Here is a 19128-nt window from a genome sequence, read left to right on the forward strand (position 1 = left end):
CCTCCTCTTTTCCGAAACGCAATCAGTCAACTTTTATGTCTTCGAGGCCCGTAGCACGTGTGGAATTCTGGAGCTTTCTTTTCTTCAATCTGGATACAGTTAACCGATAGACAGCAATAGCAAAAACCGCACTGTTGATGGGAAATTGATATTGCATATAATACTCACTTAAAAATCTGCCATGTGGTCCTAATGCGTAATCGATCATACTTTCTACCATAATATTCACCTTACTCCTTCAATTTTTCACACGTAAACTACGGGCTAGTCCACGGACTCGAAGACTAGCCTGTATTCCTTAATAGTTTCCCTGTGCGTTTATTCATTCAACAGGTGTTAACACTACTTTAATTGCTTCGCCACTTTTGATCGTTTCATAAGCTTTTTGCCATTCAGAAATCGTAAATTGATGGGTCACTAGTGCATCCGCTCTTACGCGTGATTCGTTCATTAATTGGAGTGAAGGCTCCCAGTCAAATGGGTTTTGGCTTCTACAACCAATGACTTCTATTTCTTTCTGAATGATTTTTTCAAAATCAACTACTATTTCAGGGGTTGCAAAAATACCTACTTGGACGTAACGCCCTTTCTTTCGTAGCAAATCTAATCCCATGGAAAGGGCAGGTGGTGCACCGGTACACTCTAGCACCACATCCGCACCATAACCCTCTGTTATTTCATTTACAATTTGCTTTACATCTTTTTCTTGAATATTAACAATATGGTCAATACCAAGCTCAACGGCTTTTTCTAAGCGGTGTTCATCTTTTTCTAGACCTGTAATTACCACTGTTGCTCCTTTGTGCTTTGCAATTTGAGCTGTAAGAAGTCCGATTGGTCCAGGACCTAATACAACAACAACTTGACCTGGTTGGATACGACCTTTTTCAATCGCATGATGTGAACAAGCTAAGGGCTCAGTTAATGAGGCTGATAAATAACTAACGTTTTCAGGAAGTTTATGAACACTTTCCTTCCTAGCAATAACGTATTTGGCAAATCCACCATCTTGCTGTGTACCTAAACCCTTTCGATCACTGCATAAATTATAATTTTTCGATTGACAATACTTACATTTACCACAAATAGTAAAGGTCGTCTCTGAAGTCACACGATCTCCAACTTGAATGTCTTTAACATTCAAACCAACCTCTACTACTTCTCCAGAAAACTCATGTCCTAGAGTGACTGGTGCATTTACTTTGTATTTACCCTCGTAGGTATGGAGGTCAGTACCACAAACTCCAGCATATTTTACAAGTATTTTTACCTGATCTTCGCCTACCGTTGGCTCCTCAACGTCTATTAATTCTAGGTGTCCGAAGCCTGGTTCTAATTTTACAAGTGATTTCATTTCGTTTCCTCCTAAAAGGATTTCTTTTAAAAGGCTGTTTTCTAATGACTACTCTTTGTCAATAGCCAATCCTTGTCTATACGGCATACTACTGTCGGTATCACGTATAAATCTTAGGTAGAAAATAGCCATTTTTGACAAAAGGTATTAATTATAGTATTGTTAAATCAAATTATATTTTTTAGAGATTCCCGTCTCTAAGCCTCTCGAATTAAACGCCAATTTAAGTCGAGATTTCAAGAGCTAATGCTGCATTTTTGCATGTATTAGCTCTTGCTATTTATAGCCCTAATTAAAAAGTGCAAAGAGCTTATAAACAACATAGTTTACTAGGTTACCGCCTTGGTCGATACTAGAGATCATGTTGGTTCCTTCAGGCATATCAAAGTGTGCATCAATGGCCATTTGGGTGTGAAGCGGAGCAAGATCTGTTGCCATGTAAAGTGATAATGCGATAACTACAGTACCTGCGATAACAGAGTGGATAATATTCCCTCTTGCTGCACCGACAATAAACGCAACGATAAATGGAATAGTTGCCAAGTCGCCGAATGGCAATAGATTGTTACCAGGTAAAATAACTGCTAATGCAACGGTAATAGGTACAAGAATAAGAGCTGTTGCTATGACTGATGGATGTCCGATGGCTACAGCCGCGTCTAATCCGATGTAAATATTGTCTGCACCGAACTTTTTACTTAAGAAATTACGAGCAGCTTCTGATACTGGCAGTAATCCTTCCATTAGAATTTTAACCATTCTAGGCATAAGGAACATTACCCCACCCATTGCCATACCGACTTTTATGATGTCCCCAGCGCCATAACCAGCCAGCGCACCAAGCCCAATACCTAAGATAAGACCCATAAAAATTGGTTCACCGAAAACACCAAATCTTTTTTGAATGGTATCTGGATCAGCGTGAAGATTTTTTATTCCCGGAATTTTCTGAATTAACCAAACAAGTGGAATACCAATTGGTGCATAAGATGCTGTACTTCCTGTTGGAATCGAAATTCCTGGTAGCTGAAAGTAGTTTTCTAGCATAGGTGCTGTCCAGTCAGCAATTTTAAGAATGATAATTTGGAAAATAACTGCAGCAATTAAAGCTTGAACGATACTACCTGATAATGCGTAAACTACTGCACCAGCAAATGTGAAGTGCCAGAAGTTCCAAATATCTACCATCATCGTTTTCGTCGTTTTTGTTACAAGCATGATGATATTAATCACTAGCCCTAGAGGAATAATAAATGCTGCGATTGGCGATGCCCATGATATAGTTGCTGCACCTGGCCAACCAACGTCAATCACATTTAATTCTATTCCAAACCTCTCAACCATCCCATTAGCGGCAGGTCCAAGATTATTAACTAGCAAATCTACGACCATGAAAATACCGATAAATCCAACGCCGATCGTTAAACCTGAACGAAATGCCTTGCCTGGCTTTTGACCAAAAAGCATACCTAGAAGAAAGATGGCTACTGGTAAAATAACCGTTGGTCCTAGTCCTAAAAATGCCTGTAAAGCTTCAACCATGTCCTTCATATTTCTTCCTCCTCAAACTAAGTACAATACTTTTCTACTACTCTGTTTTCGGATACGTCGTTTCACATGAACCTATCTTCACCCATAGCTAAGAAAGACGGGTTTTACAAAATCATGATTTTCGTTAAGGAAACAACTGCTTTCGAAAACAGTTATAAAAAACGATTAAATCATTTTTTAATTTCCTCAAGAATCTGCTGCTTCACATCATCTAATCCAATTCCTGTTAAGAAAGCTCTTGCGTTGATGACTGGGAATGGGTAATCCTTACCAGTTATAGTTGTTGTCACAAGTAAGTCAGCAGAATCTAAATATCCTGATACCTCAGTTATTTTGCACTGAACTAAGTTAGCCTGGATGTTGTTTGCACTACACATTTCTAGAATTGCCTCATTTACCACTGTAGAAGTTGCAATACCTGCACCACATGCTACCAAAATCGTCTTTTTCTTCATAGAAAACCCCTGCCCCTCTAATGATTTAATTTACTTTCAAGTAAATCAATGATTTTTTCTTTATTATGTTCCCTTGATATTTCATTCAAAGTTTCTTCATTTTGAAAGATTTGCATTAAGCTTTGAAGTAATTTTAATTGAGCATGCTGTTGATCCATTGCAAGCATAAAGACAAGCTTCACTGGAGTAACGGTTCCCATTTCCCCCATAATTCCAAAATCCACTTCGTTTTTTAAAACAGCCACACTAATGGCTTTTCTATTCACATGCTCAATGTCCGTATGTGGAATTGCGACAGAACATCCTAGTGTTGGCAGGCCTGTTGGAAAAGTCTTCTCTCTTTCGATCACTGCATCAATATAGCTTTCTTTGACGACACCTTGTTCGTATAAATTTCTAGCCATGTTTTGAAGAACTTCTTCGTTTGTTGTTCCATCCAAGTCTACCATTATGAGTGATTCTTCTAGACAAACGGTGTCCATTTTCATTCTTCTCCTTACTTTCGTTTATAGTTTTACTAAGTTTGTATTTTTAAGCATCCCCCCTTTCACAAGATAGATTATTAGACAGCTGAGTATTTCGAAATCACCTGGAGAAGTTCAGCTGATGACTTTGATTCGATCAACCTTTTAGTATCCTCCTGATTACTAGCTAACTTCATGAGCTGCATCAATGCTCTTAAATGCTGGTGTTTATCTAAAGCAGCAATTGTAATAATGATTCGAACTGAATATTCATTGTATTGAACAGGTTCTTCTAGCCTAAGAAGACTCATACTAACCTCGTTTACACCACTTTCAGGATCTGCGTGTGGTATGGCTATATTGTTCCCGATAATAATATAAGGGTCTTCGTTGTCGTACAACCGAAGCATTTCCTCTACATATGAGGGTGTAACACTACCACTCTTAACTAAAGGTCTTGAACAAATTTGAAGTGCTTCCTGCCACGAATTCATCCTTTTTTCTAAGGTGATCGTTTCAGGTACGATAAGCTCATTTAAATTTCTCTTCGGTAACTCCATAGGTTTCGCCAAATTTGGTGTATGATCTAGGCGAAAATGTGATTCAAGCTCCTTTTGTAGCTGCTCTCGACTCTCAATGGTCGCATGTTTTTCAATAATATCGATTACGTGATACACATTCATAACCGACGGTGTGTAGCCGTTTAGCTCCTGCATTACCTGTTTTCGCAACCGATATTTTTCTTCTCTTTCCAGAAACGTTTTAACAAGGATTTGTTTCCGATTCGTTTGTAGAAAAGTGGTAGTAAAGACAAGGTCATAATCAAGTGTATAAGCATGAAATTCTCTGACTGACAAAGCATCAATAAATACAAACTCTGGAAACAATTCTCGTAAGGTACTTTCAAGTAATCTTGATACACAAATCCCCTTCGGACAAACAACGAGAGCTTTAATTTTCTTTTGGAGGCTATCCCCTTGTCTAGAAAGCCAACCGCCGATAAGCATGGTAAAATAAGTGGATTCGCTCTCCGGAATATTTCCTCCAATAAGCTGTTCTAATGGTCTCATAGATTTTCTTACAAGATGATGTAGCTCCTTAAATTCATTGCTTACTGTGTTTTCTAATGGGTTTGTAATCGATAGCTTAAATTTAATTCTGTAATATGCTGGTTTAACATGTAGAAGGATTTTATTTAAAAGCTGATCTTTCTCTTGTAATCGTACACATGCATTTTTCTCAAATAGAGAGAGCATAAGACTAATAGAATGATATAATTCAGGAAATGTATTGTCTGCATTGCGTTCGGAAGAGGATACATTTGTTGTTAAAAGGTGTAATGTGATAAATAATCTTTCTTCCATTGGGATTTGATCTAAATCCTGTAAAAGCTCTTCTGCTGCTTGAAATTCCTTCGTATCAGACAGCTCATAATAATGAATGTGAAAAGGTTCAATTAATTTCCCTTGAGTAATGCGTCTTAGAAGTAATATGAGTATGTAGGGCATTGATTCGATTTTTTCATCAGTAAACTTTAAATTTAATTTTCTTTCAACCTCTTCCACACGTTCATGAAAGGTTTCAATCTCTGATAGTGGAATGGAAGTTATCTCCCCGATCCACCTTTTTCCATTCGTCATTTCAATCGTTTTAAAGATGATGTTAATCAATAGCTGTCGCTTATTAAACTCCTTACCTTCGATAAGGTAGCCATACTGCCTATAGTACTTAATTGTTAAATCAAAGATATCAAGCTGGAGTTGAGCATTTTTTAGATCGTTAATTATAGTATTACGACTTACACTAAGGCACGAAGTAAAATGGTAAAGTGAAAGTTCTTCACTTCTGCTTAATAGCATGAGTATCAATAGATTTACTCTTTCGTTTTCAGAAAGAATGTATGCATCTGTTTCATCTAAGGCATTTTCATTTAGGAGAGTTGTAAAATGCACTTTATTTAGAAGAAATAATCCAGACTTTGTTCTTTTGATCTCAGGTAAACCTGTCGCTATTAACCAATCGTTAATTTTGTTAATGCTATATCCGACCTGTCTTCTGCTAAGAGAAAACCGCTCTTCCAGATCCTTGTTTTTTATACTCGGATTAATAAGAATTTCATGAAGTATTTGACTGCTTCTCTCGTCTAAATCCATTGTCATGTCCTCCTTGGTTACATAGTATCATTCATAAAAATAAAAATGTACACGTTTTCATTCCAAATTATTACCATGGTGATGTACATCAATGGGATGTACAATGTGTATTGTCTCACATTGTACATTCTGCCAAAAGATATGGTTAATAGGGATTTGGCAATAAGTTGCTGACAATATAAAAAGAACGCAATGATTGATTGCGTTCTCTTGATTAGGTAGTATTCCTATGAATTTAAATTGCTAACTTATTTGTTCTAGGTGCCATTTCTATTTGGAATATTCCGCTTATGGAAACTTTAATCAAACCGCTTCCGTTCCCCACTTCTTTTCATCTTGAACAAACAGAATTCCCAACTCATGATGATCACCTTCATAAAGAGCTCGCTGAACAAAGCGAATCTGTCCATTGACGTCTAACACTTCAAGCTTACAGTGAGCGCGGTTCCGCTGGAGCGCTTCATAGACCTCTGCTTCGTTATGCACGATGGTTCCATTCACCTTAGAAACAATCTCCCCAACGGATAGCTGCATTTTTTGTGCAGGAGAATATGGAAGCACTCCTAAAATCATGACACCTTGATTGCGCTTGGAAAAATAGAAGGGACCGCTCTCTTCCTTCGTCTTTTGGCTAAAGTAGATCACCTCGCGACCTATGATTCCGATCGCAACAACCGCTAATGATAAAATCGGCAGCCAATAGGATGCAATGGCGATGGCTGTTAGAACGAAACCATGGGCCATGATTTGTTTTCCAACATGTGTGACTGCCTGGGTTGGCAGTGCTCCTTGAATATGCTGATAATGACCGAGTGCAAACGGAACTAGTAGTAGTCCGTAGCCTTCCCCACCTACATCAAACACTGGCCACCATTCAAACGGAAGCTGCTGGAGGGCATCTCCAGGGATTAACAGAAGAAGCGGCAACATCCACACTCGCTTGAGTTCATGAACGCCTACTCGTTGGCCGCGCTTGCTATTCATAAGCTTAGGCGAGGTCCCCTTCTTTCCATTTTTCAAAATAAGAATGCCTTCTGCAATGACTAGTAGAGCTAGAAGGACCGTGATGGACGGGTAGAGCTTGTCTTCTAGACTGCTGAAGAGCTCTGGGAAAATCGGGATACTCCAGTCTTTGCCCGCTGTGAAAAAGAGGGCGAAGAAGGTGAGACCCACGGTGTATACCGATGATAGCAGGCGTACACGAATGCTTAGGACTATGGTAATTGCTGCGATAAACAGGATGGCCGCTAGCGGAATGACCACTCCCGCGGCGATCATGATAATCGACAGGACAGATCCGAGCAATAGTCCGAGCGGTAGTAATTGACGGAGCTCATAGTAGGCATTTTCGGCGCGAACGTGAAAATGACTTCGCTCCCTTTTTACTCGAGAAACTCCTAAAAATGCCGCGAGTAGGAATGTGAAGTAAAACACTGGATGTATTAATAGTTTTGCGAATCCCCAAGCCATTTCTAATAGCCACTCTAGAACCAAACTAGCCACCAACCTTATCAATCTATTTCCGAACTTTCCTATTAATCTTTATTTTACCAAATGAAAGGAGAATTCGATATTAGAAATATTTTGGATAATAGTGGATAAGGGGATTTAGGGGAATATTCACGGACCTTCCATAACAAAAATCCCCCCTTACCCATGAGGATAAGAGGGTCAATCTTATTTCGCCAACAACCGAAGTCCCGTCTGAAGCTGGGTGTCGTTGCTATCCTTCTTCATTGCTTCAATCACTGCACTTTCTAGAGCACTGGCTGTTTTGCTGTCAATTTTCCCCGTCATCTCTAAATTGTGTTGACGTTGGAAGGCCATGACGCTCGTTTCGGTACGGTCGTTAAAGTAGCCGTCCTCTCGACCTGGGTCAAGTCCAAGTGCCTTCAGCATTTGCTGGGCGTTTTTGATTTGCTCATTGTTCATATCCTTTTCTAATGCCTCGGTGAGCTGGAGCGGATGCGTGTGATAGAGCTCCGATTGAACCACCTTCACATCAGGTTCAATTCCCTTTTTGTGAATCCAATTGCCATCAGGAGTTAACCACTTAAACAATGTCAGCTTAATATTGCTGCCATCTCCCATCGGCACAGCCTGCTGAACGGTTCCTTTTCCGAAAGTGGTTTCCCCGATCAATTGGAACCCTTCCGCTTCCTTTAATGCACCAGCAAGAATTTCCGAGGCAGAGGCACTACCTTTATCGATCAACACGGCAACAGGATAGTCCTTATCCTTGGTTAGGTTTGAAAAATAACGCATCTTTTCACCATCTCGTTTCTCAATTTGAACGAATGGTTTTTCCTTTGACACGAATTCTTTTAAAATTTCCTCCACGCTCGATAATAGTCCACCTGGATTGCCACGCACATCAATCAGTAATCCATCGATCCCTTGATCTTCAAGCGCCTTTAACTCCTTTTTAAACTCTTTAGCCGTTTCCTCTGAGAATGTAGTGATCTCAAGATAACCGATTTCTTTCCCATTCTGCTTTTTCACATCACTATGCACCGTGATTTGTGGAATTTCATCGCGCTTCACGTTGACAACAAGAGGCTCATTCAAGCCACTACGTGCGATTTCCAACTTTACCTTAGTTCCTTTTTCGCCTCGGATTTTTAGGGTTGCTTCATAGAGGTCCACCCCGTCCAAGCTTTCTCCATCCACCGATAGGATTTGGTCATTTGGACGCAAGCCTGCTTTTTCAGCTGGCGAGTCTTTAAATGGTGATACGATGACAATTTTGCCATCGACTAGCCCTACCTCTGCCCCAATCCCCTCAAACGAAGATTCGAGTGTGCTGCTAAATTGTTTGGCCGTTTCTTTATCCATGTACACGGAATACGGATCATCGAGTGTGGTGAGCATGCCTTGAATCGCACCTTCGATGAGCTTTGATTGATCCACACTTTCTACATAACTATTTAAAATTAACTCGTAGGCTTTTTCGACTTTATCCAATTCTTCTAGATTAATAGTCTGAGGAGTTCCCTCGTCATTACTTCCGGTATGTAATTCCACCTTGGACTCTGCCGCTAACGCACCAGTATAATGCAAAAACCCATATGTTCCTCCAGCACCTGTTAGCAATGATCCTGTCATTAGCAAGGCGACCCATTTTCGATTCATGAAAAATCCTCCCTAAAAGAAAAGCACTATTTTTTCGGCGTTAACTTTGTGTCGGTTTAAGGGTCTATTTCTCCTTCCGTGAGCTGTTGTTACTACGCAACAAAGGCTCCCTCCAGGAGAAATAACCCCATTTTATTAACTATACAAAAAACATCCCACAAAGTTGTGAGATGTCTTTGTATAACCACTATATGTGTGTAAGGGACGAGTTATGAATTAATTCCGGACGACGAGTGTGGCGAGTTGTTGTGTTAAGGTTTCTAGTTCTTTGAAACTCTCGACTACTTGGGTGATTTGGTTGGATTGCTCTTCGACGCTTGCTAGTACTTCTTCTACTGCCGCACTGGACTGCTCGGAAACACTGGATAGCGAGGAGATTTCGTCGATAACCACTTCTGAGTTTTTAGAGAAGTTAACGAGACTTTTTTCTACTTCTTCTGCTTGCTGTAGTCCTTGCTTTGAAGAGGCGAGCATCGACTGGAAGGTTTGACTTGTTTGCTGGGTCATTTCTAGTCCTTTTTCAACCGCCAGCTGGCCGCCTTGTACTTGGCCGGTTACTTGAATCGTCTGTCTTTGAATTCCATCTAGAATGGCTTCGATTTCATGTGTCGATGCTTGAGAGGTTTCTGCGAGCTTACGAACTTCCCCAGCTACCACCGCAAAGCCCTTACCTGCTTCTCCTGCACGAGCTGCTTCAATCGCTGCATTTAAGGCAAGTAGGTTCGTTTGATTGGTGACTTCTCTAATTTTTAAAACAATCGCCCCGATTTGCTGGGTTTGATCATTGAGCTCTTTCATCAATTGACTTGTATTTTCGACTGAGTCATATACATCTTTCATTTCTGTTTCAAGCGTGTGAATTTTTTCTGTGCCTACCTGCGACGTGTGCTCTGTTTCTAAAGAGATTTGGTGCAGCGTTTGAGCGGATGTTACGACCCTACGAATCATCTCTCCTGACAATTGCATCGTCTCATTCATGCCGGTTACGGAGCTTGCTTGAGTCTCCATTCCTTTTGATATTTCGGAGAAAGCTGAGGTCAGTTCAACAGAAATTTGATTGGTTTTCTCAATATTTCTTTTAAAAGCGAGACTAAAGTTTTGAAGCACACCTACCGACTCTTTTACTTTCTCTAGCAATTCATCCACTTGTTCTTTACCTTGCTTCAACTCAATTCCGTCGGCTTCCATCTTTTGGGTAAGTCTTGAAGTGAGTCGAGCCTGTGTGAGGAACATCATTAACGTCACTATATTGATGACATTCAATGAAATTAAGATCGAAACGTCAGCACCGTAAAACATTTGCTCATTAAATTTGAAAAAGAAATAATTGCTCAGAGCTAAGCCGATCACTCCCGTAATGGCCATGGATCCCACTTGGTTATAAATCATAACAACCGCTAAAGCAAAATAGATCATTAAGTAGCTTGATAGCTTTGGAGAACTAGAGACCATAAAGAAAATAAGAATCGCGATCCCAACAGCCACGATGTAATGAATATGTAGTGTAAACTTTTTGGTTACGGTTAATGTCGTAATGCTCGAAACAAGTGTGAAACCAACAATGGCAAACGTAACCATTCCCTGTGTGCTAACGTTTGCAGCAAAGTTACTAGCAAGACCTAAGGCAAAGCAAATCCACAGTAAGATCGTGACGAGCTTGTTTCTCTCCTGCATATACTGAATTCTGTCCATATCATTTCCCCCCATTGTTAAGAAAAGCGCAAGCGCCCTGGTCAGCGCCGTATGGCCTGGAGCGCTCCAACTGAGATAAAGGAAACACGAAGAGCCAGAGGCGATTCGATGTTGACTTATCGTAGGGCGGAGAGCGAAGGACACTAGGCGCTAGGGCACTGGAGCTAGACAATTTTCAAAGTCGAAAATCTATACTTTCTTATCTTTTAAAATGAAACAACATCCTTTAATGAGCGTGTAAAGTCATAACGTAAATCTACATAATGATTATCACCTAAATACACAAGTGGACAATGTGGCATATCCTCGTACACCGTAATGATGGTCCCTTGCTCCCCTGTATTTAACACGACTTTTTTTCCGATAAATTGGTCCATTAAGTATTTGGTAAATGGTACTGTAATCGCTGAGTTGAACTTTCCCTTTGCGGTTTCCTCCATTAAAATCATGACAGCAACGATCGGTGACTGCTCCCCCTTATATGGACGGACCGCCGTAATGGCGTCATACGTATCAGCAACCGAGATGATTTGGGCATGAAAAGGAATAACATCTTCTCGAACACCATACGGATACCCAGAACCGTCTAATCGTTCATGATGCATAAGTGTTCCCATAATCACCTTCGAGCGAGTCTCACCCATACTTTTCAGAATTTGTACCCCTTCAACGGTATGGTTTCGGATCAGCTCCCATTCTTCAGGATCTAGTTTTCCGTTCTTTTTTAACACCGAAAGTGGGATCGCAAGCTTGCCGATATCATGTAATATTCCTGTTTCCCCAAGCAGCAATATTTCTGATTTATCCATAGCTAATAGCTTTCCGATAATGGAAGAGACGACGGCTACATTTAACGAATGAACATATGTGAACTCATCATCCTTCCTAAGGAGTTTGAGTAACTCAAAATGCTCATCTTCCGCTACAATCGTATTCAGCATCGGTGTATACATATGCTCGAGCTTTTGTAATGGTTGGTTGGAAGCGCTACCATTTATAGTTGCTTCCAAATCTTCGAAAATCGTTTTTAACTGTCCAAGTGATTCCTTGTAGTTCTGTTCTAGTTTTTCAACACTAATAGACGGTTGGTTAATTGAACACGTATCCAAACGCAAATTGTTATGATTCAAGTGACTTTGTAAAACAAAGATATGTCTTTCGTTTAATACCGTGCCTCTTCTTAGTAGTGGAATCGATTTGTTCTTTGCATACACATCTTCCGCTAGCACCGATCCTACTAATTGTAAGGAAAGACTCCCCTCTGTTAACATTCCATACACCCCTATAGTCCGTTTTACCTGTGCAATTATTACTATTATAGTGCCAAATTCTAGTTTTGAGTATAGAAATGGGAGAGGTTTTATTTCGCAATGCTCAAAATATTTCTACAAATTTCGACTCTGAGATAAAAAAAGAAGAGGGAGTTTGCAAAACGTCAATTTGCACAGGTAAGATAATTCATAGGCGGAGAATTTCCTGCTAATGTATATAGGGGAAGCTTAAGAAGCGGATATAAGGGGAGATATTCCGATTAACTGCTCTAAATAAGCCAAAATCCAAAGATTTGGATAATATAAACGGAAAAACTCCCCTTAGTTCTAAGGAAATATGGGTATTTCCCAATTTAGCCGGAGTTTCTCCGTTTATTTTTCATACACGTTAAGATGAAATTAACTTAACACCAGTTCCTTTGCGACTAACTGTTGAATAAACTGATGTCCACTTTTCACAATTTCGTCTTTATCATAATCCATAGATGCCACATGGTAGGAATTTGGTAATATGAGCCTCTCATTATTAGTAGAGTGTACCGTTTGAAGGATATAGTCGGTATTTCCTGGTGGAACCACATGATCCACACTTGAGCGGACTCCTAAAACCGGGCTTTCAATCTCAGGTAGGATGCTTAACGTATCCTTCATGACCCTTTGTAATTCATGAACCGCTTTTAATGGTACCTTCGAGTAAGTAATTTCATGAACATTCTTTGCATGAATATCTGGTTCTGACTCATCTATAAACCTTGGTTCAACTTGATCTTTTAAATAGTCGTAGGCTGGAACTTCTAAAGCGGCGTTTATTAAGAGAAGCCCCTTTATTTCTTTGTGACGATGAGCTAAACGAAGAGATAGTGTTCCTCCCATTGACTGTCCGATAACAAAAATAGATGAACAATGTTGTTTTAATTGTAAATAGGCTTTTTCTAATGAAGAGAACCAGTCTTGATATGAGCAAGCTTCCATATCTTTATAGTGAGTTCCGTGTCCCTTTAATCTAGGAGCTAACACCGAGTACCCTAATCTTGCAAACTCTTCCCCAATATACCGTACACTTTGAGGTGTCCCAAGAAATCCATGAGATATTAGTACTCCTACTTCACTTCCCTCGAAGAAAAATTCTTCCGCTCCCTCGATAACCGGATATGTTTCTGCCATCTGTTTCGCCTCCATTAGTAAGCTTTTTATCTGTTACCTTACTATAATCCATATTATACCTATCTGTAAACTAGGAATTAAAAAAATAATAAAAAAACGCAACTTGCTTTTATTTGATACCTGGACCGATAAAAACGACGACCATGAAGAGCCCGGTCATGTAAAACCAAAAAGCACAAAATGTCTAAAATGGAGAGTAGACATCTTGCGCTTTTTTTACTTATATATATAGGCGACAAACTGTTTCTTTACATCAAAATTTTTTTCTCAAGATCATTAAATAATTTAAATAACATCACTCGTTCACCTGTACGAGAGCTTATATCAGTATGAAAACTCTTCACTTTTTCTCCAGTTATATTTAATATAATATCCTTAAGATCTTCTATACCTGATTCAACTAATTCCGAACGAGTTTTCTTAATAGTTAACAGTCCCTCTTTTGTTTCACAAACGGTATATTCAGCTGGTGTTAAAATACCTTGTAAATTTACAATTATCATATCCCGTAATATATCTGTTTTAACCGATACAGACCCACGCCCAAGAAAGTCCTTTTCCCATTGTGTAATTGCCTTACTTATCTCAGATTCGTAAGAACCTTTAGATACTTTCATATAATACGTCTCCCATCAAACAAAAAAATTGGTCTATTGCATAGTTCCTTACACATCGTATTAGTCTTAATGATTCCCGTGCATTTTAGATAGAACTAACTGTTCCACGTGTGCGCGTGGATAGAAGTTAACTCTCCCTTCCAATGCAAGATGACTAGTGATGATCAGGTAAGGTTTGAGACTTTTTTCTCAGTTGGAACCTCCAAAATTGAGAGTTTTCCATCATTTTTATTTATTATTAAACCACTAACTTTTACATGTGATGGAACTAATGGATGATGACGAATGCTATCAACACTTTTGACGATATTGTCACTACCAGTTTCTTTTCCATTTAACCAACCTTCCACTGTACACCCTGAAAATTCAGGCATACAATTTTGAAAAAGATAATCCAATGTTTGGATTTTATCTTTTATTGAATCAAGTTGAGTTTGTACATTAACTGTGGCAGTTCTCTTATCTTTTGTTCCTACAACGAAAATCTCCTTAACATTTTCCTGATAAATAGCAATGATAACGGACCTCATAATATCTCCATAAGGGTGTGAGATTACAGAATCATAGCTTTGTATAGTCAGCATGTTTTCTACTCGAATATTAGTCATTTCTTGTAAAATAGACTCTAACCCGTTTTCAACGTCCGTTAAAAATAATGCTTTCTGATTTTCATCTAAATTCATATACTACACTCCTTCTTTATGTTTAAATTTATTGATAAGTAGTAAATAACTAATAGCAGTTACCAATTTTTCCAGCGTCCTTCTTGATCAACACTAGCAAGTCTAGCCCATCCATTTTGAACTTTTACACGAAATACAGAATCATTATTTAATAATCGTTCTACATATTCGCTAGGTGCTTGGATAACAATCAGCAACCGAAGAGGAGAATGATATGCCTCGTGATCTGATTGCATGACGGATTGCCAAGGTAGTCCGGCTAACAAGTCACTTGCATTCCCCTGCATAACACCGAGACCTGCTGTGACGGTTTGAGTTGCTTTATTTCCACTACCATAATAATGAGGTGCTACCGTTGAAGCGTAATATTGAAGATTTATCCATTGGGCCACCGTTCCTGGTCCTGCAATGATGTTAGCTAGGAGAGCACCACTTTCATCCTGGTTCCAATCATAATTATGAAGGAAGGCTCTACCTTCCAAGTCACAATCCCTAGTTAATTCACGTTGGCCGATAATAAAAGCCGCATTACGAGCTAATCCCCATTCTGGACGTATCTCACTCCAATCTTCTGCAAATCGGTGTGCCTCTGACTTCGGATTTTTAAGTTTCTTTTGGATATTCGGTAATTGGGCTAGACGTTCTGCATTTGCATTATGGCTTACTTTCGGCATAATAGCTTCGATACGATCAAATGCTTCTTGTGCAGCTTCGGAAAGTTCAGGAACATAAATCCAGTGTAATTCATCAACTGTTGTATTATGCTCAGCAGCTACAAAAACTGTGTTCTCTGGGATTTCAATTCCTGAGGAAGAAAGCTCTTCTCTTACTTCTGGAAGGTTGCATAAAGCGGCTAAAACCCTTGCATTAAATCCACCTGCGGCCCCACCACAGGCACCACAGTCGAGAGCAGCAGTATACGGATTGTTGGTACTTTGGCTACCATGTCCGCATATTACAACCAATGGTGCAATATTCTTTGTTAACCCCATCAGTTTCAATGCTTGGCGTGTATAATCGATTTTTTCTTTTTTAGAAAAACCCACATGTATCTCCGCTTCTGTATTATAAAAATGATTAAGCGAGAGCGTTGTATTAGGTTTGCGTAACCAAGTCTCACGAAGGTTACGCATAAAACGTTCTACTCCTTTTGGCACAAAACTACGTGCTATCATTTGTAGACTAAGCCAAGGTCCACTTACTTCAGGTAAGAGTAAGCTCGATAGTACATTCTGTTTCATCTTTTTAAATGTATAGCTTAAGGAGTTCACTGCTTGTTTTCGTTGTTGATATGATTTGAGTTCATTCTCATCTGCAGACTCTTTTATTTTGTGCTTAGGCTTTAGTATAACTGGCAAGGAAGAGTGGCTGTGTTTACTTCCGAGTTCACTTGTTGCAATTGGTAAACCAAAGAATCCAGCAATTCCAATGGTTTCAAACGGACCTTCTTTTTCAAGATGACGACGAAAAGGTTCTGATCGTACATCTATGCAGAATGCTAATTGAGCTACGGCCATTTTATTCCCATTAGTCTCAGGGTGTTTAGAGGTGATTTTCTGACTTAATCTATCCGTGTGTGTTTTTTCCCAAGCTTCTAACCAAAGCTTCCTTCTTAGCTTCTCATCAAAATGGTAGGCAAATGATAAATATTCGTTTTGTTGTGCGACAGACATCTGTGACCATTCCTCGATTGTAAGCCCCCCCCAATGGAACCAAGATGCTAAAAGGGAAGGAATCGATACTTTTTTCTTAGATCGTTGGTTTTTCAAAGGTAGGTATGGTTTTATAAACGCCCACTCCATAGAAATTCGAACAGCTAAATATTCTGTAAGGAGTTGCTGTTCATGGCTCGATTGTCTAGAACGCCAAAGCATCATTCCTGCCCACCCAGGTAAGGATAGCAAATGACCTTCAAGATATGTCTGCGTTTCTGATTTTGGGATTTTCAGTTCGTATAAAGCTTTTTTTATCGCAATATGTGCTTCTAGTGGCCAATCTTTTAAACTATCACGCTGTTTCTTATTCAGCGCAGGATCATATTGAATGAGATGCTGCCACGCACGATAGAAACCTTCCTCACGATTTGGCATCGTCCAAGCTGACTGCGAATCATCGAGATATAATTTACACCACTTGATGAAATGATAATCGAGAATATTGACTACCCTTTCCCCATCTTGATTCTCTATATGCGAACTTAATGGCTGCGTATAGAAATTATTATCTGTATTGATTCCATTAAATTCATCTGCCAATTTCCCCAGCTTATTTGATGTAAAAAGATTCGAAGGTAATGGATCTAATCTTAATGCAGCCTGACAATATCTCTCTGCCACATCCCGTGGGATATTAAAGGAATGTGAATTAAGCCAATGCTGTAAACCCATCTTCACAAAAGCCTCATCAATCTCGCCTTTACTTTTTGCCGATAGAATCATAGAAGCACTAGGGTATATATCAATATCACGAGTATCCTTTAACCAACTTGCAACGTGGTCGAAAGATTGCTTTTCAAGTCCCATCCACGGGTTACGTGCAGCAAATGTAGAAATTGGCCAAAGTGGGGCAATCACTTGGCTGGCAGATTCAATTAAAATGGTAATATCTCTTTCTTGCGAATCTATATTTATATCTTTCTTTTTAACATTTTCTTTCTTTAATACCGATGCTACCCCCATCACTGATTACCTCCTTATGATAAATATCCTTTAAGGTAGTTTGGGTGACTCTCTACTAGCTTGGGTTTTGCTTCACCTAATCGGACTAACCAAAGGTAGATTAATGCGAAGGTAACAGAAGAATGATTACGAGTAACCCACGTACCAATAGCACTACCAAATAGTAAGAGACATATGACAATGATGACAACTGACATTGGAGGTTGAGCACTCTCATAAACGGTTGTATCCAACCACTCGTAGAAGAAGTTATGAATGATAAAATAGACGGTAACCGTTACTCCTAAAATTGATAAGCCAACAAGTCGACCCAAAATCCCCTTTCCAAGAGCTACGAGCTGTGTCCAAGAAACCGACAATGACCACCCCAAGATTAACGCACTAATTAATTGATACCCCTCTCCAGGAGCCATGAGCCAATAAACAATACCTACAACTAAACCTAAAATCCGACCAGCCAAAATCCATAAGAAGGATGATCTTTCATTAACGCGAGACGCTCCTTCGAAAGGACGCACTGCAGAACCAGCCTGTAAAAACAGAGCAGCTTTGAACAAACCATGTAAAATAAGATGACTAATCGCTGCTACATATGCACCTAACGCACACTGAATGAGCATAAATCCCATTTGCGCTATCGTGGATCCTACTAACTGGCGTTTATAGTCAACTTGGACTAAACTAATTCCAGATCCAATCAATACAGAAATACTTGCTAGAATAAGCAACATGATAGAAGCTATATCACCATTAAATAGAGGTGAAAATCGAGTTAATATAATCCCACCTGCATTTACTAAACCTGCGTGCATAATTGCAGAAACAGGAGTCGGAGCAACTACAGATTCAATTAACCACCTTTGAAAAGGCCACTGAGCAGCTGGAATGATCACCGCTAATACAATCAATAAATTAATCCCCGTTTGCTCCCAGGGTCCGAGTTGAGCTAAATTATCTTTTGTTAGAGCTAAGGATAACTGCCATTGACCTGTGATTTTATAGAGCCATATCACTGCGAATAATAGGGATAACCAACTTATTGAAAATAAGCGGCCAGAAACCCTAGATGCTTCACTAGCTACTTTCCATCCACGATTTAACCTAATAAGTAAGGTTAAACCAACGAGAGTTGCTCCCCAACACAGGACCATCAAGCGTAAATCAACACTTAACCATGCAATAGAAGCAGCACCTGTAGTGAACGTAAAAAGCATAAAATATTTCCGATAAGAACGATCTCCCATTAAATAACGTACAGAATACCGTTGAATGATTAAACCAATCCCAAGAACAAAGAAAGCCATTAACCAAGCTAAGGGATCCAAGGACCAAGGACCAACAACTCCACTAACACTAGTATTCAAAAGAACCAATAGTGAAACTAGAGACGGCAAAGCCAACAAACCAATATGAATACGAACAAAACTCAGGGGTACTCGCGGATGTAAAAACAATAGACCACTAATTGCAGAAATACCCAGCATCATAAAAAATAATGATAAACTCCAAGAATCTAACACAATTTATTCTCCCTTCTAAACGGCGTTAACAAAGGTCTTCTATCGATCTGAAAAGTATTAATAACGTTTTTTTGAAGAAAGTTGTATTTACTCAATAAAAAAAACCGACAACTTCAAATCTTCAATGATCATTTAAAATCATTGGAGATTTAAAAATTGTCGGTTTTACTTCAACTAACTACAACGAAGTTTTTTGAAGAACTACCTTTTTATAAGTATTTCTGTATGTTTAACTTACTACTATAGTAAACATCGATATAACTAAATTTAATAATCAATTTACGTTACTCTTCCTTTTTATATTAGGTTACTTTTTCATCCAGTCAATATTATTTATTAAAAGAATGCTAAAGGCCTAATTATTTTATAAGGCGAAAATAAGTATCTACCGATT

At 39.2% G+C, this 19128-nt stretch carries 14 protein-coding genes and 1 pseudogene; all 15 read right to left on the minus strand.

Translation table 11 applies throughout. From position 1 onward, the window contains the following. Window positions 1-22: 22 nt before the first annotated feature. On the minus strand, window positions 23-220 hold the full coding sequence (locus ACVBAX_RS15830; protein ID WP_447117866.1) for a hypothetical protein: 198 nt from the start codon (window positions 218-220) through the stop codon (window positions 23-25). Between the two features lie 102 nt (window positions 221-322). Further along, window positions 323-1354 (minus strand): zinc-binding dehydrogenase, encoded by a 1032-nt coding sequence (locus tag ACVBAX_RS15835; protein WP_447117867.1) that lies wholly within the window; start codon window positions 1352-1354, stop codon window positions 323-325. Between the two features lie 288 nt (window positions 1355-1642). After that, window positions 1643-2905 carry a PTS galactitol transporter subunit IIC gene (locus tag ACVBAX_RS15840; RefSeq protein ID WP_447117869.1) on the minus strand — a complete coding sequence of 421 codons (1263 nt, stop codon included), beginning with the start codon at window positions 2903-2905 and terminating at the stop codon, window positions 1643-1645. A 170-nt stretch (window positions 2906-3075) separates the two neighbouring features. Beyond that, window positions 3076-3360 (minus strand): PTS sugar transporter subunit IIB, encoded by a 285-nt coding sequence (locus ACVBAX_RS15845; protein WP_430775553.1) that lies wholly within the window; start codon window positions 3358-3360, stop codon window positions 3076-3078. A 17-nt stretch (window positions 3361-3377) separates the two neighbouring features. Then, complete coding sequence (locus ACVBAX_RS15850) at window positions 3378-3842, minus strand: PTS sugar transporter subunit IIA (protein ID WP_447117870.1); 465 nt, start codon at window positions 3840-3842, stop codon at window positions 3378-3380. A gap of 80 nt (window positions 3843-3922) precedes the next feature. After that, window positions 3923-5977, minus strand: a complete 2055-nt coding sequence (locus tag ACVBAX_RS15855; RefSeq protein ID WP_447117871.1) for a BglG family transcription antiterminator — start codon at window positions 5975-5977, stop codon at window positions 3923-3925. Window positions 5978-6280: 303 nt separating this feature from the next. After that, window positions 6281-7471, minus strand: a complete 1191-nt coding sequence (locus ACVBAX_RS15860) for a PDZ domain-containing protein (RefSeq protein ID WP_447117872.1) — start codon at window positions 7469-7471, stop codon at window positions 6281-6283. Window positions 7472-7654: 183 nt separating this feature from the next. Next, entirely contained in the window at window positions 7655-9109 is a 1455-nt protein-coding gene (locus tag ACVBAX_RS15865; protein ID WP_447117873.1) for a S41 family peptidase, read from the minus strand. Window positions 9110-9325: 216 nt separating this feature from the next. Further along, window positions 9326-10801, minus strand: coding sequence for a methyl-accepting chemotaxis protein (locus tag ACVBAX_RS15870; protein ID WP_447117874.1), 1476 nt, complete (start codon window positions 10799-10801; stop codon window positions 9326-9328). Window positions 10802-11007: 206 nt separating this feature from the next. Continuing rightward, on the minus strand, window positions 11008-12072 hold the full coding sequence (locus ACVBAX_RS15875) for an HD-GYP domain-containing protein (protein ID WP_430775547.1): 1065 nt from the start codon (window positions 12070-12072) through the stop codon (window positions 11008-11010). A 399-nt stretch (window positions 12073-12471) separates the two neighbouring features. After that, complete coding sequence (locus tag ACVBAX_RS15880) at window positions 12472-13236, minus strand: alpha/beta hydrolase (RefSeq protein WP_447117875.1); 765 nt, start codon at window positions 13234-13236, stop codon at window positions 12472-12474. Between the two features lie 248 nt (window positions 13237-13484). Next, entirely contained in the window at window positions 13485-13853 is a 369-nt protein-coding gene (locus ACVBAX_RS15885) for a DUF2294 domain-containing protein (protein WP_447117876.1), read from the minus strand. A gap of 154 nt (window positions 13854-14007) precedes the next feature. Continuing rightward, window positions 14008-14536: pseudogene (locus ACVBAX_RS15890) on the minus strand (carbonic anhydrase). 59 nt (window positions 14537-14595) lie between these two features. Further along, complete coding sequence (locus ACVBAX_RS15895; RefSeq protein ID WP_447117877.1) at window positions 14596-17214, minus strand: DUF2309 domain-containing protein; 2619 nt, start codon at window positions 17212-17214, stop codon at window positions 14596-14598. Window positions 17215-17228: 14 nt separating this feature from the next. Then, window positions 17229-18734 (minus strand): NADH dehydrogenase subunit 5, encoded by a 1506-nt coding sequence (locus tag ACVBAX_RS15900; RefSeq protein ID WP_447117878.1) that lies wholly within the window; start codon window positions 18732-18734, stop codon window positions 17229-17231. Window positions 18735-19128: the final 394 nt, after the last annotated feature.

The sequence above is a fragment of the Robertmurraya sp. GLU-23 genome (assembly GCF_052983275.1).